The organism is Halobacillus sp. BAB-2008, assembly GCF_000328325.1.
Taxonomy (GTDB): domain Bacteria; phylum Bacillota; class Bacilli; order Bacillales; family Halobacillaceae; genus Halobacillus.
In genome coordinates, this window is sequence record NZ_ANPF01000065.1 from 1 (window position 1) to 24,081 (window position 24,081).

The 24,081-nt window shown below is 46.1% G+C and carries 16 protein-coding genes and 2 pseudogenes; 2 read left to right on the top strand and 16 right to left on the bottom strand.

Annotation, left to right across the window (positions count from 1 at the left end):
* Nucleotides 1–555: 555 nt before the first annotated feature.
* The 3 genes from D479_RS13935 to D479_RS13945 form a co-directional block, all read right to left on the bottom strand.
* Nucleotides 556–1,719 carry a glycosyltransferase family 1 protein gene (locus D479_RS13935; RefSeq protein WP_008638153.1) on the bottom strand — a complete coding sequence of 388 codons (1,164 nt, stop codon included), beginning with the start codon at nucleotides 1,717–1,719 and terminating at the stop codon, nucleotides 556–558.
* Between the two features lie 13 nt (nucleotides 1,720–1,732).
* Complete coding sequence (locus D479_RS13940; RefSeq protein ID WP_008638163.1) at nucleotides 1,733–2,881, bottom strand: NAD-dependent epimerase/dehydratase family protein; 1,149 nt, start codon at nucleotides 2,879–2,881, stop codon at nucleotides 1,733–1,735.
* A gap of 297 nt (nucleotides 2,882–3,178) precedes the next feature.
* A complete protein-coding gene (locus tag D479_RS13945) occupies nucleotides 3,179–4,681 on the bottom strand; it encodes an SPFH domain-containing protein (protein ID WP_008638164.1) in 1,503 nt (500 codons plus the stop codon).
* A gap of 195 nt (nucleotides 4,682–4,876) precedes the next feature.
* Here D479_RS13945 and D479_RS13950 point away from each other — a divergent pair, with 195 nt between their 5' ends.
* Complete coding sequence (locus D479_RS13950) at nucleotides 4,877–6,841, top strand: AMP-binding protein (RefSeq protein WP_008638165.1); 1,965 nt, start codon at nucleotides 4,877–4,879, stop codon at nucleotides 6,839–6,841.
* A gap of 37 nt (nucleotides 6,842–6,878) precedes the next feature.
* Here D479_RS13950 and D479_RS13955 read toward each other — a convergent pair whose 3' ends face one another.
* The 13 genes and pseudogenes from D479_RS13955 to D479_RS14015 all read right to left on the bottom strand — a co-directional run bounded on the left by D479_RS13955 (nucleotide 6,879) and on the right by D479_RS14015 (nucleotide 23,067).
* Nucleotides 6,879–8,408 carry an acyl-CoA carboxylase subunit beta gene (locus tag D479_RS13955; protein WP_008638166.1) on the bottom strand — a complete coding sequence of 510 codons (1,530 nt, stop codon included), beginning with the start codon at nucleotides 8,406–8,408 and terminating at the stop codon, nucleotides 6,879–6,881.
* A 14-nt stretch (nucleotides 8,409–8,422) separates the two neighbouring features.
* Nucleotides 8,423–9,205 carry an enoyl-CoA hydratase-related protein gene (locus tag D479_RS13960; RefSeq protein ID WP_008638167.1) on the bottom strand — a complete coding sequence of 261 codons (783 nt, stop codon included), beginning with the start codon at nucleotides 9,203–9,205 and terminating at the stop codon, nucleotides 8,423–8,425.
* Nucleotides 9,205–10,114 (bottom strand): annotated as a pseudogene (locus D479_RS13965) (hydroxymethylglutaryl-CoA lyase). The gene D479_RS13960 and the pseudogene D479_RS13965 overlap by 1 nt, the downstream one beginning before the upstream one ends.
* 9 nt (nucleotides 10,115–10,123) lie before the next feature.
* Nucleotides 10,124–10,336, bottom strand: coding sequence for an acetyl-CoA carboxylase biotin carboxyl carrier protein subunit (locus D479_RS13970; protein WP_008638172.1), 213 nt, complete (start codon nucleotides 10,334–10,336; stop codon nucleotides 10,124–10,126).
* Between the two features lie 13 nt (nucleotides 10,337–10,349).
* Nucleotides 10,350–11,702: an acetyl-CoA carboxylase biotin carboxylase subunit gene (locus D479_RS13975; protein WP_008638173.1), complete on the bottom strand. Its 1,353-nt coding sequence runs from the start codon at nucleotides 11,700–11,702 to the stop codon at nucleotides 10,350–10,352.
* Nucleotides 11,703–11,715: 13 nt separating this feature from the next.
* Nucleotides 11,716–13,356, bottom strand: a complete 1,641-nt coding sequence (locus tag D479_RS13980; RefSeq protein WP_008638176.1) for an AMP-binding protein — start codon at nucleotides 13,354–13,356, stop codon at nucleotides 11,716–11,718.
* Between the two features lie 21 nt (nucleotides 13,357–13,377).
* Nucleotides 13,378–14,520, bottom strand: coding sequence for an acyl-CoA dehydrogenase (locus D479_RS13985; RefSeq protein ID WP_008638178.1), 1,143 nt, complete (start codon nucleotides 14,518–14,520; stop codon nucleotides 13,378–13,380).
* 71 nt (nucleotides 14,521–14,591) lie between these two features.
* Nucleotides 14,592–15,218: a TetR/AcrR family transcriptional regulator gene (locus D479_RS13990; protein ID WP_008638179.1), complete on the bottom strand. Its 627-nt coding sequence runs from the start codon at nucleotides 15,216–15,218 to the stop codon at nucleotides 14,592–14,594.
* Between the two features lie 102 nt (nucleotides 15,219–15,320).
* On the bottom strand, nucleotides 15,321–17,786 hold the full coding sequence (gene parC, locus D479_RS13995) for a DNA topoisomerase IV subunit A (RefSeq protein ID WP_008638181.1): 2,466 nt from the start codon (nucleotides 17,784–17,786) through the stop codon (nucleotides 15,321–15,323).
* A gap of 15 nt (nucleotides 17,787–17,801) precedes the next feature.
* The gene (parE, locus tag D479_RS14000; RefSeq protein WP_039871539.1) at nucleotides 17,802–19,757 is read right to left on the bottom strand and encodes a DNA topoisomerase IV subunit B; all 1,956 of its coding nucleotides are present in this window, start codon (nucleotides 19,755–19,757) and stop codon (nucleotides 17,802–17,804) included.
* Nucleotides 19,758–20,064: 307 nt separating this feature from the next.
* Entirely contained in the window at nucleotides 20,065–20,478 is a 414-nt protein-coding gene (locus D479_RS14005) for a CoA-binding protein (RefSeq protein ID WP_008638185.1), read from the bottom strand.
* Between the two features lie 11 nt (nucleotides 20,479–20,489).
* Nucleotides 20,490–22,015 (bottom strand): annotated as a pseudogene (locus tag D479_RS14010) (ABC transporter permease/substrate-binding protein).
* Entirely contained in the window at nucleotides 22,012–23,067 is a 1,056-nt protein-coding gene (locus tag D479_RS14015) for an ABC transporter ATP-binding protein (protein WP_008638186.1), read from the bottom strand. The pseudogene D479_RS14010 and the gene D479_RS14015 overlap by 4 nt, the downstream one beginning before the upstream one ends.
* Before the next feature lie 349 nt (nucleotides 23,068–23,416).
* On the opposite strand from D479_RS14015, the gene plsY reads away from it, so the two are divergent.
* The gene (gene plsY / locus D479_RS14020; RefSeq protein WP_008638189.1) at nucleotides 23,417–23,998 is read left to right on the top strand and encodes a glycerol-3-phosphate 1-O-acyltransferase PlsY; all 582 of its coding nucleotides are present in this window, start codon (nucleotides 23,417–23,419) and stop codon (nucleotides 23,996–23,998) included.
* The last annotated feature ends 83 nt before the right edge of the window (nucleotides 23,999–24,081 follow it).

Consider the following 24,081-nt stretch of genomic DNA (forward strand, 5'->3'; position numbering starts at 1 on the left):
AATAATGACTTTCCGTCTCAATAACTAAGTATACTTTTGATATTGAGACAATACAGATTAAAAATGTACAGATCCAAAATTGCATCCATTACTGGTTTTACTTTGTTAAACCACACAATTTGTTCATATTGTGTTTTTTTCGTATTACTCATCTGCTTTGTTTTTCTTCCATGAATCAGTTGATCGTTCCTTGTTAACCAAGCAATGATCATGACGTTGCACTTATTAGTTATTCCGTCTATAGATCATCTTTATGACTGCTATACAAAATCCACGTTCATACTTCCTCATTTATTCATTGCTTTTTTCTTTAGAATCCAGTAAAGTTTTAATTCGGCTGCCTAGTTTTCCAGCCTTTTATTTCACGTATGCCGGGTCTTTTTTCATTTTATTGAGTGTTTTATATTTTTTCTTTCGGAGTTGCTACTAAGTTGTAAGTTAGAATCTTAAACGACTTTTGTTTTATATTTCCGCGAACTTATGTTCCGTTGTTGATTGTATCATTCTTCAGGTTCGGAGTTGCTACTAAGTTTCAATGAAAAAAGTCACAGAGTATTACTCTGTGACTTTCATTTTGGTTTTTTTGGACGATGGACTTTCGTTCTCGTTGAAAACTTTTATCGTTTCATAATAGTAATCAAGAATTTGTTCCGATGGTTTCTGCCAGCTGTATTTCTCTGCTTCAGCTCTTGCGTTGCTGCACAGTTCTTCATACAGATCATCATCTTCCAGACGCTTAATAGCAGCGATCATGCTTTCTGTATTCTCATTTTTAAACAGCAGGCCTGTTCTGCCGTCTTCTACCTGTTCCATGGTAGGCCCGCTCTTCGCTGCAACAACCGGCAGCCCGGAAGCCATCGCTTCAAGAATAACCAACCCGAGCGTCTCTGTTACAGATGGGAAAATTAAAGCATCCGATGAAGCAAACGCTTGAGCAAGTTCCTCTCCGTGGAGCAACCCTGTAAACACCGTATTGGTTCCTTCAAACGTCTTTTCCAGCTGGTCTTTGACAGGCCCTTCCCCGACGATGGCAAGCGATATATCGTCCCTTGATTCAAGTAAAGGCTTCAGCTTATGGATCTCCTTCTCAGGCGCCAGTCGCCCTACGAAAACAAGAAGCTTATTCTCCGTATTACCGTCGGAAAGTCTTTCTCTCATCGCAGAAGTCCGATGCCGCGGATGATAGTGATCCACAGCCACCCCCCGATCCCAAACACTTACGTTATGGAACTTCTTATCGTCAAGCTCCTGTTTAATCGCTCTCGATGTACATAAATTGACATCTGCATAGTTGTGCAGCTTCCTGAAATACCACCATACGAGCGGCTTGAATGGATAAAGCCTGTAATAATCAAGATACTTCGGTACATGGGTATGATAGGATGCAATCAACGGGTAATTTAACTTGTCCGCATAATACACCCCTGAGACCCCGACGAGGGCCGGATTAACGACGTGAACCAGGTCTGGATCATGTTTGACCAGAAGCTCCTTTACGCGTCGCTGTGGGAGCGAAAACTCTTTGGATCTGTAAAAAGGCATGGTTGTCGGTTTAACCCCTTCGACAATCGCCCCTTCATATTCTGTCACTCCAAGATCCGGAGCAATGACTATGACTTCATGCTCTTGGTTGATCAGGTATTTGATTGCTTCCTTTAATCTTGTTACGACTCCATCCGTGGATGGAAGGAATGTTTCGGTAATAATGGCGATTTTCAAAGCGGAAAACTCCCTACTTCCAAGTAATGGACGGCAATACGTTCTCTTTAATAATACGGTCTTTATGTTCGATCGCTGTTTTAAGAATGCCCCGAATGACATCATCTGTCAGAAGGTGCGGTTCCAGTCCCAAGTCTTTCAGTTTCGTATTCACCGCATTGTAATAATGGTCTTCATTCTCAATTCGCGGGTTTTCAATCTGTTGGACATTTGTGTTCAGTCCTTCTTCTTTCGCTATCTGCTGGACACGTTCCGCAAGCTCCATGACGGAAAACCACTCTGTGAACTGGTTGAATACACGGAATTCTCCTTTGTCAGCAGGGTTCTCTGCTGCAATTTCCACGCAGCGGACGGTATCCTCGATGTTAAGGAAAGCCCTTGTCTGCCCTCCGCTTCCATACACCGTCAAATCATGACCAATTGCTGCCTGGTTGATAAAACGGTTAAGAGCCGTACCGAAGACACCGTCATAGTCTACTCGGTTCACAAGCAGCGGATCAAGCGCCGTCTCCTTGGTATGTAGACCGTAAACAATGCCCTGATTCAAGTCTGTCGCACGGATTCCCCAAATCTTACACGCAAACATGATGTTATGGCTGTCGTGCACTTTGGACAAGTGATAGAAAGAACCCGGCTGTTTCGGGTAAGGAAGCAGGTCTTTACGTCCTTTATGTTCTATTTCAATATATCCTTCTTCTATATCAATATTCGGTGTTCCGTATTCACCCATCGTGCCGAGTTTAATCAGATGGCACTCCGGTGCAAATTCTTTAATGGCATACAGCACGTTTAAGTTACCGATGACATTGTTTGATTGAGTATAGACCGCATGTTCGCGGTCAATCATGGAATAAGGCGCGGACCGCTGTTCGGCGAAATGCACAAAAGCTTCCGGCTCTGTCTGACGGAATACTTCGCTCAGGAAATCGTAATGATTCAAATCCCCGATAAATGTCTTGATTTCTTTACCGGTCACTTCTTTCCACTTCGCTACCCGTTCTTCCAGAGTGGCGATTGGTGTCACGGAATTGGACCGCAGCTCATCGTCATATTTCCTGCGTACTAAATTATCTACGATGGTTACATCATGACCTTGCTTGGATAGGTATAATGCTGTCGGCCAACCGCAAAAACCGTCTCCCCCTGCTACAATAATTCTCATAATCCTACCTCCTAGTAACATCTAGCATACTCGTATTCCTTTTTGCGCAGTAAACCGTCCGATGCACCTTTCATGTGCACCTAAGGTCTCTACGTTTTTGACTTTACCATTAATTCAATTTTGAAACAATTAATTACTGGCTAAGTATTTGTGAACTATGTAAGAAATAAAAGACCATGCTGTTTATATGCCTGAGAATTATAATACCCCAACCGGTCTATCCCTTAAACGTATCTATTAGGAAAAACAAGTAAAAGAAAGACGCATAGACCTTTTCAGATCTGTGCGCCTCTCTTTTTAATGCTGATTTGCATCATCTTCTGTTTTCTTCTCTCGTTCTGACGGCTGATCAGATTCGTCTTCCCTTTCTTCCTTTGCAGCAGCCGCTTCTTTGTACTTCTCTTCCTCTTTATGAAAGGAATGGACAGCACCTCTGGACACATAACTCTCCAGCATCGCCTTCAAATCCATCCCGGTCGTTTCCTTCAGTGATTCCTGAATACCGAGCATCGTAGACGTAACACTGCTGGCAACTTTTGCAGTGCCGCCTTTGCTGTCCTGTCCCCCCATATCAATCACTTTCATATCTTTGATTTGACTGAGCGGCTGAGAAACTTTTTCTGCGTATTCTGGAAGAACGTTGATCAGCATTTCCATTATGGCCGCTTCTCCGTAATGCTCCATTGCTTTCGCCATTCGTTCTTTCGACTCCGCTTCTGCAATTCCGCGTTGACGAATGACTTCTGCTTCTGATTCCCCTTTAATTCTTTCATTATCCGCTTCCGCCTGAGCCCGTTTTGTTACTTCATAAGCCTCTGCATCTGCAATCGACCGTCTCCGTTTGTTTTCTTCCGCTTCTAATTCAACGGCTCGTTTTTTCTCAATATACTGGACTTGGAGCTCTTCTTCTTTGATCTGCTGAGCGAGCTTTTGACGTTCCAGTTCTCCTGCCTGCTCTGCATTCGCTTTGGCGCGGTTTGTTTCCTTCTCAAATTCTGCTTCTTTGATATCTTTTTCTTTTCTTGACTCTGCAACAGCAGTCAAACGGCGGTTTTCTTCATCCTGCGCTTCCTGGTCATTCTTCGCCTGATAGATGCGTGTTTCTTTCGTTGCATCGGATTCAGCCATGTTGGCTTTTTTTTGCACTTCCGCAATATGAGGACGCCCCAGTGCATCTATGTAACCATTCTCCACATCTACATCCTCGACATCATTCAAGGCGAATGAAGTGATTTCGAACCCCATTCCCTTTAGATCAGACTCTGCAATTTTCTTCACTTGTGTATTAACTTCTTTGAAGTCGTTATAGATTTTTTCAATAGGAAGGGAGGCAATGATGGAACGAAGATGTCCGTTTAAGACGTCTTTTAGCTCCTCTTCCCTTTCTTTTTGCTTTTTCCCTAAAAACTTCTCGGCAAAATTGGCCATAATTGCAAGTTCGCTTCCAATACTGATGACGGCTGTACTTGCCACCCGAACCGGAATCCCTTCTTTTGTGTAGGCTTTTTCTGAGTTTACCTGCAGCTGGAAGGATGTAAGATCAATAGGCGTTGCGGTTTGGAACATTCTAAGCCGGTAGCCTCCGCCACGGATGATCTTGACGGACCTCCCGTTATCGTCTTCAAACACATTCTTCTCCTGCTCCGGGTCCCCGAGCTTCGGTCCTGTCACAATCAGTGCTTCATTGGAACTCGCTGTCTTGTAACGCAGGCGGAAAATAATCAGGGTAATGATCCCAGCTATAATGGCGATGATACCGACAACCCCAAGTATCAACAAAGTAATTGCTCCTTCAAACATCTTTCTCTCTCCTTTATTGTACATTTGTCATTCGTGGATAAATATCCCATGACTTTTCCCACCGTATAGAAAATGATAGAAATTTTCAACCTTTTCCAAGGAATTATTTGTGAAAAATGCGCAAACATTCCTCCATCCTTATTAATCATGTATAATAAAAAGAAAGACAATTCTGAATTCTGGGGGTTTTTGCTTATGTCCAAGCACGAAAATGTATGGATGCCTGATCCCACGCAGGCTGAATCTACCCGGTTATTCCAATGGATGAAAAAACTTGGATTTACTGATTATGACTCTTTTCACCAAAAGTCTGTAGAAGACCCCGACTGGTTCTGGAAAGAAGTTGTAAACGAGCTTGGAGTGGAGTGGTACACCCCATTTAAGAAAACGCTGGATCTCTCCGCCGGTCCTGCGTTCCCGAAATGGTTTGATGGTGGTATAATGAATGTCGCTCATTTGGCTTTGGATCGATGGGCAGGGAACCCTTTTAAGAAGAACGCTGTCGCTCTCTACTGGGAAGGTGATGATGGTGTGCGCCTTTCTTATACGTACCAAGAGCTCCATGACGAAGTGAACCGCATTGCAAATGGTTTGAATAGTCTTGGAATCACACAAGGAGACAATGTCCTTCTGTACATGCCGATGATTCCCGAAACAGTGATTGCTATGCTCGCCCTGTCCAAAACAGGCGCCGTTTTCTCACCAGCATTCTCCGGTTACAAGGAAGAAGCACTTCTGTCTAGATTAAAGGCTTCCAAGGCAAAAGCTCTCATTACTGCGGATGGTTTCTTCCGGCGCGGCAAATCGATTCGAATGAAAGACGAAGCAGACCTTGCTGCTGATCATTGTCCTGCCCTTGAACACATTATTGTTGTAGAAAGGACAGGTATAGAAATCGACTGGAATCCTTACAGGGATGTACAGTGGTCTTCTTTAAGGAAAAATGGTAACGCTTTCAAAACAGAACCCATGCATGCAGACGATCCTTTTATGATTATTTATACGTCAGGAACGACTGGAAAACCAAAAGGAGCTGTCCATTCTCACGCCGGTTTTCCGATAAAAGCGGCATTTGACGCAGGTATCTGTATGGATGTCCGAGCAGGGGACACGGTGTTCTGGTACACGGATATGGGATGGATGATGGGGCCTTTTCTCGTCTATGGAGGCCTGATTAACGGAGCTTCCGTCGTACTTTTCGAAGGAACACCGGACTATCCCGCCCCCTCACGGTTATGGGAACTGGTTGAACGGTACAAGGTGACTCACTTAGGGATATCCCCCACTCTCGTCCGTTCGTTAATGAGGCACGGGAAAGAGTGGCTGCGACAACATGATAAAACCTCTTTGAAGCTCATTGCATCCACTGGAGAACCATGGAATCCCGATCCCTGGCACTGGCTGTTTAAGCATGCCGGTCAGAAAAAAGTACCGATCTTCAACTATTCCGGCGGTACGGAAATTTCGGGAGGGATTTTAGGAAATGTATTGATCAAGCCGATTCAACCGGTCACGTTCAATGCAGCACTTCCAGGTATGGATGCGGATGTATGGAATGAGCGAGGGGAATCTGTAACGAATGAAGTAGGAGAGCTGGTTATCAAAACTCCGTGGGTAGGGATGACAAATAGTTTTTATCAAGATGATAAACGTTACCTATCCACTTACTGGAACCGTTTTAAAGACACGTGGGTCCACGGAGACTGGGCTTTAAAAGATGAAAAAGGTTATTTTACCATTACCGGGCGATCGGATGATGTCCTCAATGTAGCCGGAAAAAGGCTTGGTCCTGCTGAAGTCGAATCGGTCCTTGTTGATCACGAGGCCGTTAGTGAAGCAGGTGTCATCGGGGTCCCGCATGCAATCAAAGGAGAAGAGCCTGTCGCCTTCGTCATCTTGTCCCCCTTGTACGAAGAAGGAGATGTCCTTTTAGAAGAATTGCAGCTATATATGGAAAGGAAACTTGGCAAAGCGCTTGCCCCGAAGCGCATGCATTTCGTCAAAGATTTACCAAAAACGAGAAATGCGAAAGTGATGAGAAGGGCCATCAAATCCGCATATTTGAATCATTCATCCGGTGATTTGAGTGCGCTTGAAAATCCGGATACGGTCGAAGAAATAAGGAAGATCGGTGCTTCCCATTTGAATGAGAGAGAATAAAAAAAGCCCCTGGTCCAAGAAGGATCAGGGGCTTTTTTTAAACGGGATAAACACCGTGCTTTCTTTCTGTGAAGATGATGTCCTTTCGTTCGTAAGCCTGGAAACGAATAGCCAAGGCAGAACGAAGTGCATCCGGTTCCACTATATCATCTATGATCATTTCAGATGCCAGTCTATATACATCAATGTTCTCCTTATACTCCTGCTGCTTTTCCTGAATAAAAGCGGGACGGTCCTCTTCCGGAAGTTCCGCTATTTTGTTTGCATACACAGCGTTCACGGCTGCTTCCGGTCCCATGACGGCAATTTGAGCAGACGGAAGAGCAAGACATGCATCCGGTTCAAACGCAGGACCTGCCATAGCATACAATCCCGCACCATATGCTTTTCTTACAATCACTGATATTTTAGGAACGGTCGCTTCACTCATGGCAGACAGCATTTTGGCCCCGTGCCGAATGATTCCGGCGCGTTCCACCTTTGTTCCGATCATGAAGCCTGGAATATCGGCAAGAAAGAGAAGGGGTATATGGAACGCATCACATAGCTGAATGAACTTAGCAGCTTTATCTGCAGAATCAGGAAACAGGACACCGCCTTTTGCACGCGGCTGGTTGGCAATCACACCGATACTTCTTCCTTCGATTCGTGCGAGACCTGTAATGAGTTCGGGCGCAAACTTCTTTTTGATTTCACAGAAAGAACCTTCATCAATCAACCTGTCTATCAGCTGATACATATCAAAGGGCGCATTTTGATTGGAAGGGATCAAGTCACCGATGGATTTGTCAAAGTCTCCCGGTGCAAGTGGCGTCTTTTTCTTCGGCCGCTCCTTATGGCTCTGCGGGAAGTAGCTTAAATAGTCCCTTGCAAATTGGACAGCTTCCGATTCATCTTTGGCGAGAACATCGCCACAACCGGAAACCGAACAGTGCATTCTTGCCCCGCCCATTTCTTCCAATGACACTTTCTCACCGATAACTTTCTCTGCCATTCTCGGGGATCCAAGATACATAGAAGCATTACCATCGACCATGACAACGATGTCGCAGAAAGCCGGGATATAAGCCCCACCTGCTGCAGATGGACCGAAGAGAAGGCAGACCTGAGGGACACGACCGCTCAATTTTATTTGATTGTGAAAAATTCTACCGGCTCCGCGTCTGTTCGGAAACATATCGATTTGATCTGTAATACGTGCTCCTGCGGAATCAACGAGATACAGCATCGGCAGATTAAGTTTCATTGCTGTTTCCTGGATGCGTATGATCTTCTCTACCGTTCGTGCCCCCCACGAGCCTGCCTTCACAGTTGAATCGTTAGCCATCACACAGACATCTTCTCCGTTAATTTTTCCTATTCCCGTCACAACACCGTCCGCAGGGAGTGATTCGTCCATACAGTTTGCAAAGAAAGCATCTTCCACATCGATATCGTCGTCAAAAAGCAGTCTCAGGCGTTCACGGACAAACAATTTCCCCTTTTGGGCATTTTTTTCATGATACTTTTCCGCCCCGCCTGCCTTAATCCGCTGCTTATTTTCTTTCCACGTTTTTTCATTGGGCATTGTCTTCTCCACGTTTATTCTCCTTTATAATCCGGCTTCCTTTTTTCTTTAAATGCATTCAACCCTTCCAGGCGGTCTTTGGTGGGAATGGTTACTTCGTAGCAGGAGTGTTCGATTTTCAAGCCGGCTTCCAGATCTGCATCCAGCCCTTCCTGAATTGCTTTTTTTGCCTGTTTCAGTGCTGTTGGTGCATTGCGTGCGATGGCACAGGCGAAATCTTTTGCTTCAGATAATAAGAACTGCGGCTCATACACATATTCGACAAGACCGATGGCTTGAGCTTTATCCGCCTCCACCGGCTTTGCAGAGTAGATCATAGCTTTTGCTTTCCCTGGTCCGATTAGGCGGGGCAGGCGCTGCGTACCTCCCGCGCCCGGAATGATGGCAAGCGACGTTTCCGTCAACCCTGCTTTTGCAGAACTGCTCATAAACCGGATATCGCAGGCAAGAGCAAGCTCAAGCCCGCCTCCATAAGCAGCACCGTTCATTACTGCAATCGTTGGAATGGACAACGTTTCCAGAAGTCGAAACGTACTGCCGATCTTCTCCACTGCCGCCAGTACCTCTTTTTCGCCCATTTCCGCCCGTTCTTTCAAATCAGCGCCTGCGGAGAATGCTTTGTTTCCGCTCCCTGTTATTAAAAGCACACGTATCTCCGGCCGCCGCTGAATATCTTTGAGCGTTTCTTCCAATTCATCCAATAACCCGCTGGAAAGGGCATTGGCACTCGATGGTCTGTTTAATGTCAGCAGATACACATGGGTATCCAAAGCCTCCAGTTTCGTGAACGTATCCATCAACCTACCTCCTCTTTAGCGGCTATCTGTCTTTGATGGCTCGGCAGACGTTTTCCGAGCTCTTGCTCAAGGAAGCAGCTGCCTTCCTTAGTTTTCTTCATTAATTCCCGTCTCGATCCCCATACGATGAAGCATGTGAACGAGGTCATCTGTTGCAAGATTTCCTGAAGCTCCCTCGGCATAGGGACATCCACCAAGCCCGCCGAGAGATGCATCAAAGATGGTGATTCCATGTTGAAGAGCCACCGTCACATTTGCAAGCGCCATTCCGTTGGTATTATGAAAATGGAGCGCCGCATGTTCCAAAGAGACTCTCTCTTTCATGTACTCAAGAAAAAGGTCGACCTGCTTCGGATCGGCCGTCCCGATGGTATCGCCGAGAGATATTTCGTCCACCCCCATCTTCAAAAGTGTCTTTGCGACTGCTGCTGTCTGCTCGAATGGGACATGTCCTTCATAAGGGCAACCGAATACACAAGAAATATAACCCCTTACCTTTTTTCCTTCCTGCTTGGACTCTGTGATGACTTCTTGCAGAACAGGATACGTCTCGTTGATGGTTTTGTTGATATTCTTCTTATTGTGTGTTTCACTCGCCGACATAAAGACAGCTACTTCATCGACACCGTTATCCAGCGCTTTGCGCAACCCCTTTACATTCGGAACGAGAGCAGCGTAGGTCGTTCCGGGATTTCTGTCGATGGACCGCGCCACTATATCAGCATCCTTCAGTTGTGGAATCCACTTCGGATGAACGAAAGAACTGAATTCAATATATTCATACCCGGCAGCAGAAAGAAGATTTATCCATTCCACCTTCCGCTCCCATGGAACCTCTACCGCTTCATTCTGTAACCCGTCGCGCGGACCGACTTCCTTTATCTTTACTTTCTCAGGGAATGAGATCATAGGACCCTCCTATTCAATGACTGCGATCGTATCTCCTTCATTGACAAAGTCGCCTTCTGCAACCTTCATCTCCTTTAGGACACCGGAGTATTCTGCCGTGATTGGTATCTCCATTTTCATTGACTCCAAGATTACGACATCCTGCCCGTCCTCTATCGAATCTCCTTCTTTTGCTACCAATTTCCATACACTTCCTGCCATCGAAGCCTTCACTTCCTTCATCTCTTCATCCTCCTCATTTCGTTAACGTCGGTAAATAATGGACCTCAATAAAATCTGTTTTCGTGTCGCCAATGATGAAGTTCTCATGCGTAACGATCCGCTTCAACATCATCAAATTTGACTTAATTCCTTCTATTTCATACGCATGCACGGCTTGCGTCAGTCGTTCTACGGCTTCTTGACGGTCCCCGCCGTGGACTATTAATTTAGCAATCATTGGATCGTAGAAAGGGGTGACTTCAGAACCTTCACAGATGGCCGTCTCATGACGGATTCCATCTCCTTCGGGAAGACGAAGCTTTGTGAGTTTGCCGGGAGAGGGATAGAAAGTATTGGAGTCTTCCGCATAAATCCTCACTTCTATCGCATGCCCATTCCTTTGTACATCCTCCTGTCCAAAGGACAACGGCTCCTTAGCTGCAATGCGCAGCTGCTGCTCAACAATATCCACTCCTGTAATTTCTTCTGTAACGGGATGTTCCACCTGCAAACGCGTATTCATTTCCAGGAAATAGTGGTTCTCTTCCTGGTCTACGAGAAATTCAAGCGTACCCGCATTCGTGTAGCCGAGACTTTCCACCGCTTTCAGAGCACTTCTATACATCTTTTCCCGCGTTGCTTCAGATAGAGACGGGGATGGTGCTTCTTCGAGTACTTTTTGATGCCTGCGTTGAATCGAACATTCCCGCTCAAATAAATGAATGGCATTCCCGTGTTCGTCAGCGAGCACCTGAATCTCTATATGGCGCGGCTTGTCAATCAGTTTTTCTAAGAACATCTTGCCGTCTCCGAAAAATGTCTCCGCCCGTTTCGAGTTCCCTGCGAATGCCTTTTCCAATTCCTGCTCATTATGGACCGCCTGCATACCGATCCCTCCGCCGCCTGCCGCTGCCTTCAGCATGACGGGATAGCCGAATTCATCTGCGATTCTCTTTGCATCTTCCACAGAATCAACCGAACCATCCGTACCGGGGATAATCGGAACACCAGCACTTTTCATTTCTGCTCTAGCTTCTACTTTGTCTCCCATCTTGGCAATAACCTTTGAAGGAGGACCGATAAAAGTCATCCCTTCTTCTTCCACCTTCCTCGCAAAACCTGCATGTTCGCTTAATAGACCATACCCGGGATGAACGGCCTGTGCGCCGCACTTTACAGCGACGTCGAGAATTTTATCCGCATTTAAATAAGATTCGCTTACTCTTGGTTTACCGATAAGGTAGCTTTCGTCTGCCATGGATACATACGCACTGTCCTGGTCCGCTTCCGAATAAACAGCGACCGTTTGAATGCCCATCTTCCTGCACGTCCGAATGATCCTGGCAGCAATTTCTCCCCGGTTGGCAATCAATACTTTGGAAAACATAGGTGTTTCCTCCTCACGTTTCTGTTTGCAGTATTTCAAGCGCGCTTTCCCTTAAACGGAATTTTTGTATTTTACCGCTGGCCGTCATCGGAAACTCCTCTACGAAACAGATATACTTCGGAATTTTATGTTTCGATATACTGCCTGAACAAAACGCACGAATATCCTCTTCTGCCAATGTGACGTTTGCCTTTGGAATGAGAAATGCCATGACTTCTTCCCCGAATTTCTCATCAGGCACTCCAACGATCTGTACATCGAGAACGTCCGGATGTTTATATAAGAACTCTTCGATTTCTCTGGGATAGACGTTTTCGCCTCCACGGATGATCATGTCCTTGATTCTTCCGGTAATTTCGATATATCCTTCCGTACTGCAGACAGCAACATCTCCCGTATGCAGCCATCCGTCCGGATCAACAGCCGCTTCCGTTGCCTCTTCATTCTTATAATATCCTGCCATTACTAAATATCCGCGTGTGCACAGTTCACCTGGTACACCCGGAGGAAGCTCTTCTCCGGTGGCCGGTTCGATTATTTTCACTTCGACATGCGGATGGACGCGGCCGACGCTCGTCACACGAAGGTCGATCGGGTCATCGGCTCTCGTTTGAGTAATCACCGGGGAGGATTCCGTCTGTCCGTATGCAATGGTTATTTCTCCTGCACCCATGTCGTCCATCACCCGCTTCATCACTTCCATCGGACAAGTCGAACCTGCCATGATGCCGGTACGGAGGGTTGTCGGTTTCCATTTTTCGAAATCTTCATGGTTCAATTCAGCAATGAACATCGTCGGGACACCATGAAGCGCTGTACAAGATTCGTTCGTAACCGCTTTTAATACTTCCAGAGGATCGAACTGCTCTAAAATAACCATTGTCGCGCCTTTAGAAACCGCCGCCAAAGTTCCTAGTACGCATCCGAAGCAGTGGAAGAAAGGAACCGGTATACATAGGCGGTCTTCGTTTGTAAGCCGCATGCAGTCGGCCACCTGGTTTCCGTTATTCACGATGTTATGGTGACTTAACATGACGCCTTTAGGGAACCCTGTCGTCCCGGAAGTGTACTGCATATTAATGACATCCCGGAAATGAAGCGTCTCTTTTCTTTCTGAGAGATCCTCGTTTGAAACAGTCAGTCCCATATCGAGAAGATCCTGCCAGTTGTAGCATCCTTTATATGAGCGCTCGCTTAATACGATGACATTCTTTAGAAATGGAAGTCGTTCGCTTTCCAAAGCGCCTTTCTCACATGTTTCAAGCTCAGGACAAATTTCTTTCAAAATATCCATATAGGACGTTCCCCTGAAATCCTCTGCAAGAATGATAGTGGAAGCATCTGACTGCTTCAATAAGTATTCCAGTTCCTGAGTTCGGTAGTTCGTATTGACGGTTACGAGAACGCCACCCATTTTTCCGGAGGCAAACTGGCTTAATAGCCATTCCGGCTTGTTGTCCGCCCAAATAGCTATATGTTCTCCCTTTTCAACACCAAGAGCCATCAGGCCTTTAGCCACTTCATCCGTCATTTCTTCAAATTCCCTGTAAGTTTTCCTTATCGACAAACCAGGATAGACAAAAGCCTCCTGATCCGGATGCTGCGCTGCTTTTTCTGACAAGAGTTCCCCAACGGTCTGTTCCAATAAAGCCATAACGCTTCCTCCTTCCTTTAATTAACAGCCTAATGAGCGGGCGATAACAAGCCGCTGTATTTCTGAAGTACCTTCTCCAATTTCCAGGAGTTTCGCATCGCGCAAAAAGCGTTCCACTTCATATTCGCGCATATAACCGTATCCTCCGTGTATCTGAATCGCCTCATTTGCTGCGCGGAAAGCCGTTTCAGAGGCGAACAGTTTGGCATAGGCGGATTCTTTCGTAAATGGCTTTCCTTTATCCTTCAACCAAGCCGCCTTATGAACCATGTTCCTTGCAAGCTCGACTTCCATCGCCATATCGGCCAGTTTAAATTGAATAGCTTGAAATTTGGAAATCGGTTGACCAAATTGCTTCCGTTCTTTTGCATAGGCTAAAGCCCTGTCTAATGCAGCTTGAGCAATACCGACAGCAAGTGCCGCAATAGATATTCTCCCGCCGTCCAGCGTATAAAGAAACTGTTTGAATCCTGCCTCCGGATCTCCAAGCAGGTTTTCTTTTGGTACTATGACATGATCAAGAATAATCTCTGATGTGTTGCTGCCTCGTACTCCCATTTTGTCGTACGGACTCGTAACCTTCATGCCTTTGGTATCTTTCGGAATGATGAAAGCAGAGATGATATTTTTCCCGTCCGGACGCTTACCGGAAACGGCAGTCACAGTTATCGAACGAGCATACTCCGCATTAGTAATCCAACACTTTTCCCCGTTGATGACATAATGATCACCATTCAGTTCCGCGCGGGTTTGTGTGCCAGCGGCATCAGATCCTGCATTCGGCTCCGTCAAACCGAAAGAAGCAAGCCCCTCTCCTTTAGCAAGTGGTGTCAAAAACGTCTGTTTCTGCTCTTCTGTTCCGAAATAATAGATAGGACTTGCCCCGAGGGAAACCGCTGCAGCATAACTGAGTCCTGTGGACCCGCAAACACGTCCGATTTCTTCTACAGCAAGTGCGTAAGTCACCGTATCTCCACCGGAACCGCCGTACTCTTCCGGGAACGGAATGCCGAGGAGACCAAGCTTGCCCATTTCTTTAAAGATATCTTCTGGAAACTCCGCGTTCTTATCAATGGCAACAGCTCTCGGTCCGATAACTTTATCCGCAAAGTCACGCACCATGTTCCTCGTCATTTCCTGTTCTTTTGTCCATTCAAAATTCATAGATATCCTCCTTACAAGTTGGAAGACCGACTGGTTGGTCTGTAATCAAACAAAAAAGAAAACGCTTTCTTTTATTCGTAAAAAAAAGGCACCTTCAATAAGTGATCAAAATATGTCCGGTCCTCTCTTCCCGGTAACAAAAGGTGAAGTACGAGGTCTGTGTAGACATCTGCTATCTGTTCGATCGTATAGGGGCCGTCTTTTCTATACCATTTGTACATCCAGTTAACCATTCCGAGTATCGCCATGGCCGTAACTTCAAGAGGAAGCTCCCTTCGGAAATGTCCTGTCTTCTGCCCTTCCTCCACAATGTGAAAAATCAGCTGCTTAAATTCATCGCGTTTTTGATTTATTTTTTCTGCATAGGGTGCTTTTAAGTAGATGCTCTCTTGATAGTAGACGGAAATGTGGGGTTGATATAAGTCGAATACGTGTACGAAAGCACGTATGATCGCCTGTACCTTGGCAACCGGAGATGGATGCGTGTCGTCTGCTGCCCTCGCTTCCCTCCATACATATGTAAGAAACATGTCATGAATGACGTACAGCAGTTCATCCTTTGATTGAAAGTGGTGATAGAACCCTCCCTTGGAAGTACCGGAAGCCTGCACGATTTCATGAACGGAAACGCCGTGAAACCCATGCTTTTCAAATAAGATCAGCGAATGTCCAATGATCCTGTCCCTAAGCTCACTCATACATCACCTCCAAGCGATGAATATACATTCATCTTATCACATTTTTCTGAAAATACAACGAGGTAAAAAGAAGCACCCTGATATCAGGGCGCTTCTTATACCTTAACCGTTATCCGTATCCTCGGATTCATCACGAAAAGGGATTTCATATTCCGACTTGAGCCATGCTTCGACCACCCGTCCCTGCTCCTCTGTATCAAGGACGTAAGAACCGTTACTGTAGCGGTCATTGGCTTTGAAATCCATCGGCTTCAATTCTGTTATCTGATCCTTCTCCGTCATTAGCACGATTTGATCGTCTCGCTGCACAAGGTGCACATCAATCAACTGATGCGGGTCTTTCTTCAACTCTCTCAGCATGATGAGCCCTCGTTTGGCTCGACTTGTACATTCAAATTCTTTCAAACGCATCCGTTTCACCGCTGCTCGATGGGTATAAAGAAGGATGGAAGGGTCCTCCGATGCTTTAAAGACCTGTCCGGATACGACTTGTTCGTCTTCCTTAAGCGTGATGGCTTTCACCCCGGAAGCCCGCTGGCCGACAGTATTTACTTCCTCCTCTTTATACCATAGTCCATATGCTTTATTGGAAGCGATGAAAATATCGGAATTTCCATCTGTCAAATGGACATCCACTACTTCATCATCGTTCTTCAAGTTAATGGCGACCAAAGCTTTGGAATGCCGCTGTGCTTTATACAACCCTAATTCGCTCTTCTTCACCATTCCATTCTTCGTAAAGAAGAGGAGGTACCGGTCCGCTTCAAATGTACGAATAGGGATGGCTTCCACAATAAATTCGTTCTTATCGACCTGAACGATGTTGGATATATATTGACCAAGGTCCTTCCAGCGTATATCCGGAAGTTTATGAACGGGAAGAAACAGATACTTCCCGAGATTCGTAAATAACAGAATGGTGTCCGTTGTGTTCATCTCGAACAATCGGAGCAGATGGTCTCCGTCTTTCAGGGCGAAATCTTCCCCGTTCGAGGCACCGTATGACCGCGGGCTCGTCCGTTTCAGGTAACCGTCTTTCGTAACGGAAACAATGACGTCCTCACTTGCAACGGTAACCTCAAGATCGACCTTTAGTTCTTCCACTTTCTCTTCGATCGTTGTACGGCGGTTCTCGCTGTACTGTTTTTTCATGGAACGCAGATCTGCTTTGATGACCTTCATCATTTCCTTCTCATCACCAAGCAGTTTCTCCAAATAGGCAATTTGGTCGGCAAGCTCGGCCGCTTCTTTTTGAAGTGCCGTAATATCCGTGTTCGTCAGACGGTAGAGCTGGAGCGTAACAATGGCTTCCGCCTGCTCTTCGCTGAAGTCATACTGCATCATCAATTGGTGTTTCGCGTCTGCTTTATCCTTAGATGACCGAATGGTTGCAATGACTTCATCGAGGATGGAAATAGCTTTAATTAATCCTTCTACAATGTGCGCACGTTTCTTCGCTTTATTTAAGTCGTAGATTGACTGCCTCGTCACTACTTCTCTCTGGTGGTGGATATAGGCATCCAGCATCAAAGGTAAACTCATCAACTTCGGCGTCCGTTCGTGAATGGCAACCATATTGAAGTTGTAGGAAATCTGCAGGTCCGTATGCTTATAAAGGTAGTTCAGCACGCCTTCGCTGTTTGCATCTTTCTTCAAATCGATAACCACCCGCAGGCCCGTGCGGTCGGTCTCATCCCTAACTTCGGCGATCCCTTCCACTTTTCTATCAATACGAAGCTCGTCCATCCGTTTAACCATACTCGCTTTATTCACTTCATAAGGTATTTCATGAATAACGATCTGTTCTTTGCCGCCACGCTGCTGCTGGATTTCCGCCCGGCCGCGAAGAACGATTTTCCCTTTGCCGGTCTCATAAGCTTTTTGAATTCCGGCAACCCCCTGTATAATACCGCCCGTAGGGAAATCCGGACCTTGAATCTTCGTCATTAATTCAGGGACTGTGGATTTCGGCTTATCGATGCGCATGATTACCGCATCGATGACTTCGCCTAAATTATGAGAAGGTATCTCGGTAGCATACCCAGCGGATATCCCTGTAGACCCGTTTACAAGCAGACTGGGAAACTTGGCAGGAAGAACGGTCGGTTCCTCAATCGTATCATCGAAGTTAGGAATGAATTCAACCGTCTGCTTTTCAATATCCCGCAGGAGCTCCGAGGATATTGCAGACAGCCTGGCTTCTGTATAACGCATGGCCGCGGGCGGATCTCCATCTACGCTGCCGTTGTTCCCGTGCATTTCCACAAGCGGATGCCGCACCTTCCACGTCTGACTCAAGCGCACCATTGCTTCATAGACCGAAGAATCTCCGTGCGGGTGATAATTACCAATAACTGTACCGACCGTTTTTGCCGATTTCCGGTAGGCTTTATCATGGGTATTTTTCTCTTGGTGCATGGCATAAAGAATCCGCCGTTGCACCGGCTTCAAGCCGTCCCTTGCATCCGGGAGGGCCCTTTCCTGGATGATGTATTTACTGTATCTCCCGAAGCGGTCTCCGAGAACTTCCTCTAATGGTAAATCTAAAAACTTTTCTGCCTCAGACAACAGGAGGTCCTCCTTTTACGATTGGATTTTATCATTTTCTAATATATTCGCTTCGTCTTCCATTCCGAAAGCGACGTGGGATTCAATCCATTTCCGTCGAGGTTCTACTTTATCCCCCATCAGTGTCGTCACACGGCGTTCTACACGAGCAAGATCATCGATGGTGACTCGAATCAATGTACGTGATTCCGGATTCATCGTCGTTTCCCAAAGCTGATCTGCGTTCATTTCCCCTAAACCTTTGTAACGTTGGATCGAATAACCATTCTTGAATTCTTTTAATAATTTCTGCATGCCTTCTTCATCCCAGGCGTATTCGACTTTCTCCTTCTTGCCTTTGCCTTTACTCACCTTATACAACGGCGGGAGAGCGATGAAGACTTTGCCAGCTTCTACAAGCGGCCTCATATAACGAAAGAAGAACGTCAAAAGAAGCACCTGAATGTGCGCTCCGTCAGTGTCCGCATCGGTCATGATGACGATTTTATCGTAATTGCAGTCTTCTAATGTGAAGTCTCCTCCGACACCCGCACCGATTGTGTGAATGATCGTGGAAATCTCTTCATTTTTAAAGATGTCAGCAATCTTGGCTTTTTCTGTATTGATAACTTTACCACGAAGCGGAAGGACAGCCTGGAATTTTCGATCCCTTCCTTGTTTCGCTGAACCACCGGCAGAATCACCCTCTACAAGATAGAGCTCATTCTTCTGTGCGTTCTTCGACTGGGCAGGAGTCAGCTTCCCGCTCAACAACGTATCTTTGCGCTTCCTCTTCTTGCCGGATCTCGCATCTTCCCTTGCTTTACGAGCAGCCTCTCTTGCCTCTTTAGCTTTGATCGCTTTTTTAATCAGCATGGAAGAAATGTCCGGATTCTCTTCCAGGAAGTAGGAAAGCTTCTCAGCGATGACACTGTCCAAGGCTGATCTTGCTTCCGATGTCCCGAGCTTGCTCTTTGTCTGGCCTTCAAACTGCAGCAGCTCTTCAGGGATACGCGCAGAAATGACAGCTGTAAACCCTTCTCTGATATCGTTACCTTCCAGGTTCTTATCCTTATCCTTCAACAGCTGTGCTCTTCTTGCATAGTCATTAAAAATACGTGTAATCGCTGTCTTCGCTCCCGACTCGTGGGTACCGCCGTCTTTCGTCCGTACATTGTTTACGAAGGACAAGATGTTCTCAGCAAAACCATCATTGAATTGAAAAGCGAAATCCAATTCAATACCGGACTGGCTGCCCTCAAATGACACGACAGGATGAAGCGTATCTTTCTCCTCGTTTAAGTAACCGACGAACGACTCCAACCCATCGTTATATTGATAAACTTCCTGAACTTTTTCATTCCGTTCATCAACCAGGATGATTCGGAACCCCTTTAGAAGAAAAGCCGCTTCGCGAAGCCTTTCCGATAACGTTTCCAGGTTGAACTTCGTAACTGAGAAAATGGTCGGATCAGGCTTAAATCGGATGGTCGTACCTGTCTTCCGCGTCTTCCCTTTATTCTCAAGAGACGTAACCGGAACACCGCCGTTCTCGAACCGTTGATAGAACTTCTCTCCGTCCCTGGCAATATGAACTTCCAGCCATTCCGAAAGAGCATTTACAACAGAAGCACCTACGCCATGCAGACCTCCCGACGACTTATAACCGCCTTGACCGAATTTCCCTCCGGCGTGCAGGACAGTCAAGATGACTTCCGGGGTCGGCTTTCCTGTTTTATGCATTCCCGTCGGCATTCCGCGCGCTTCATCCTCGACAGAAACACTTCCATCTTTGTGGAGCGTGACAGTCATTTGTTCGCCGAAACCAGACAATGCTTCATCGATGGCGTTATCGACGATTTCATAGACAAGGTGATGGAGTCCGCGATGATCGGTGGATCCGATATACATCCCCGGCCGCTTTCGGACAGCCTCCAGTCCCTCTAGTACTTGTATGGAATCATCTGTGTATGTTTGATTTTGACTCGACAATTTACCATCGGCTCCTTTCTTAACCAACAACTATTACCATAATAGAACAAACGTTCGATTGTGTAAACGAATTTTACATATGGAACCTCAAGAGACCCTATGGAATAAGTCAGGGATTACCTTGACCTTTCTTATACCCCCTAAGAGAAGCTTGTTGTTCATTCAAAAAAAGTGTATTGCACTGACAACAAAAAACATCGCTTGTTATATTGTAGCGATTTTATATGGTTTCGCAAACATAATTCTTCCAAAAAAAACGAAAAAACCCCCGCAGATGCAGGGATTTAAACGAAAAATCACAGATATATCATCGATAAAGGGCATGAGCCACTTTGATACACAAATCCATGATGACAAGTTTGGAATCATCTTTCAGTATATCATAAGCTCCCTCGTGAATAACGCCTTGTTGAGCCCAGAACGCTTTCGCATTGACGTTTTTGGCTTCTTCAGCGATTTCAGGAAGATATTCAGAACGTCGAAAGACATTGATAATGTCAATGGGTCCCTCCACCTCCGCAAGGCTTGCTACTGCTTTTTGACCGAGCACTTCCTCAACAGCCGGATTGACGGGGATGATTTCATAACCTGCCTGCTGCATCGCCTCGCTTACCTGATACGATGTACGGTGCGGCTTATCAGAGAGGCCGATGACGGCAATACGCTTCGAGTTTTGGAGCAGTTCTTTTATCTCTTGTTTCGATGGATTTTGAAAGGTCACGTTAACGCCTCCTATTCTTCGATTAAACCTTCCTCAACCAAATATTCGCTTGCAACATCAGCCGGGGAACGGTCTTCATAATCTACCTGATAGTTCATTTCTCTCATTTCTTCATCGGAGATCTTTCCTGACAACTGATTCAGGATTTCCTCAAGCTCCGGATGCTCTTCCAGTGTTTCCTGCTTCATCAATGGTGCACTTGATAAGGCGGGAAAAGGTTCTTCGTATCCTCCAACACTTTTAGGTTTAATTCTACCATATAACTATCCGTGGCATAAGCGTCAATGATATCCACATCTCCGCTCGATATAGCACCTTGACGGAGACCGGGATCCATGGTCCTCACTTCGGCAAGATCGAGCCCGTACAGCTCTTTCATCCCTTGATAGCCGTCTTGTCGGTCGTTAAATTCCAAGGTGAAACCTGCAGTCAGCTGATCTTCCACAGCTTTTAAATCTTCCATGGTTTCCAGGTTGTAACGTTCTGCTATTTCTTCCGTGGTGGCAACCGTGTACGTATTATTAAATGCCATCGGCTCCAAATAAGCCATATCGTACGTTTCTGCCATCCCACGCTTTGCCTGAAGATAGACTTCCTTCTTATCGTTGCTTTCTGCCTCTTCATCAAGGAGGGATACAATGGCTGTTCCGGTGAACTCCGGATAGATATCAATACTTCCTTCCTCGAGTGCACTGAAGACCAGGTCCGTTTTCCCTAAATTAGCCTGCAAGCCGACTTGGAGGTCGGTCTCGTCTTCTATCAAAAGCTTATACATATTAATAAGGATAGCAGGCTCCGATCCAAGCTTGGCACCGAGAACAAGGTCATCTTTCCCTTTGCCTCCGAATGCGAGCGGCCCCACAGCGATAAGTGCAGCGATTACCAATAAACTGATTAATGATCGGAATCCGGACTTCGCTGATGTTCGTTCAAATAAACGCAAAATCAAATCGAGAAGGATGGCAAGCAGCGCCGCAGGTATCGCACCAAGAAGAATGAGATTGGCATCGCCGCCGCGGTCGAGCCCAAGCAGAATTAGATCACCGAGCCCGCCTGCTCCGATTAAGGCTGCAATGGTCGTCGTCCCTACGATCAGGACCATAGACGTCCTTATTCCTGCCATAATGATCGGCATCGCCAAAGGCAGTTCCACTTTAGACAACCTTCGGAAAGAGGACATGCCCATACCTGTAGCCGCTTCCTTCAAAGCAGGATCGACCCCTTTGATACCTGTGTACGTGTTACGCAGGATCGGAAGTAGTCCGTAGGCGGTCAAAGCAATAACTGCCGGTGTCTGACCGATCCCGAACAGCGGAATAAGAAAAGCCAGGACGGCAAGGCTGGGGATCGTTTGCAGGACTGCCGTAAGTCCGATGATCGGTTCTGCAATTTTCTGTTTGCGCGTCAACAGTAAACCGAGAGGGACAGAAATCAACGTAGCAATGACGAGTGATATAATGGAGATTTGCAGATGTTCCCATATCTTCTCAAGCAGAATGTCCTGTCTCTGGCTGAACACTTCGATGAATTGATTCATACCTCTTCCTCCTTCGACTGGCTTTTGAGAAAGAGAACGATATCTTTATAGGACAGTGTTCCGATCAGCTTATTGCCGCGAACGACAGGCAGGCTGTCATACTTGTGTTTCTCAAACAGGGCAACTGCATCTTTCAAGACCATCCCATTATCCAGTTCCGGAACAACCTCCCGGCGTCCATCCATGACTGCTCCGCCGTTCGTACCATCGGACTTGCGAAGATGAAACATTCCATGAGTCGGTACACGGCCGCTCTCGTAATCGTCCACAGAATAAACAGCATCGTCGGATTGTTCCATAATGACGTCGACCGCCGTCTGCCACGGTGTTTTTCTTGAGCCGATGAAATCCTCCACGAAGCTGTTCACCGGGTTAAGGACAAGGTTTTGCGGGGTGTCCAGTTGGACGATTTCCCCTTCTTTCATCAAGCAGATCCGATCCCCGAGTGCCAGTGCCTCATCCATATCATGGGTAACGAAAACAATCGTCTTCTTAATCTCCTGCTGAAGCGAACGTATATCCTTTTGAAGCTGCTCTCTGCTGATCGGATCGAGAGCACTGAACGGTTCGTCCATCAAAATGATTTCAGGATCGGCAGCGAGAGCACGTATGACACCGACCCTTTGCTGCTGACCACCGGACAATTCACTCGGCTTACGCTTCCTGTGTTTATCAGGGTCCAGTCCGACCATATGCATCAGCTCATCGATACGGGCCGATAGATCTTTTTTCTTCCATTTTTTCATCTCGGGTACTACGGCAATATTCTCTTCGATGGTCATATGTGGAAACAGAGCGATTTCCTGCAGGACATAACCGATGTTCCAGCGCAGTTCATGAATGTTGTACTCTTTAATATCCTTGTTATGTATCTCTATTAATCCTTCCGTCGGTTCAATGAGACGATTGATCATTTTCATCGTCGTCGTTTTTCCGCATCCGCTCGGCCCGATGAGGGCGAGAAGTTCTCCTTCGCGAACGTCAAAATTAACGTCTTTTAACGCCGTGGTTCCGTCCGGATAGGTTTTTGTCACATCTTTAAACGTAATCATCGTTTTCCTCCTGTAAACAAGTTAGCTGGCATCATATTTATATATCCATTTTCCTATATGGATAAACCTTCAGCGGAAAGTTTGGTCTGTCAAATCCCCCCATGTTCGTTTCCCCTATCCATTTATCTAAGAACTGCTCCAAAAAAACTTGTAATGAACCGTTCAATTGGTATAATAAAGAGTCGTCGGAGCGACCCTCGCTCCCTTTAATCAGTACATACTAGAAATGCAGAAAATTGGACCAACAGCCTTTTCCTTTGCCCTCGCAGCAGGAAAAAAGTATTTGGACAGACAGTTCTTTAACTGGACTACACATGATAAACTATTACTATGAAAGGAGATGAACGCCATGGAGTATGCTCTATATATAGTTCTCGCCTATATTTTAGGCTCGATCCCTTCCGGCCTGATTGTTGGAAAAATCGGCTACGGTACAGACATCCGTGAGCATGGAAGCGGAAACCTCGGAGGAACGAATACGTTTCGGGTACTTGGCATGAAAGCTGGCCTCATCGTTACAATATCAGATATTCTGAAAGGAACCTTGGCTGCAGCAATCCCTTTCTTCGCCGGTGCTGACGTCATTCCTCTTGTCATAGGTATATTTGCAGTCATTGGACATATGTATCCTGTCTTTGCAGGTTTCAAAGGAGGAAAAGCGGTCGCTACATCTGCCGGTGTCATCTTAGGCGTGAACCCGCTCGTATTTCTGATTTTGGTCTTATCTTTCTTCATCCTTTTGTATATCAGTAAATATGTCTCCCTGTCATCGATGATCAGCGGAGTTATCGGCATTATTGCAGCCGTTCTCACCAAAGATTTCGGTTTGAGTATAATCATTGGATTATTTACGGTTTTCGTCATTTATCGGCACCGATCCAACATTAAACGGATCATCGACAAGACCGAACCGAAAATTACCTGGATGTGAATATCCATGAAGGAAGCTTATCCTTTCCGGGATAGGCTTTATTTTATAGCATACCCTAAAGGATAGTGCACATCCTGCAAGCA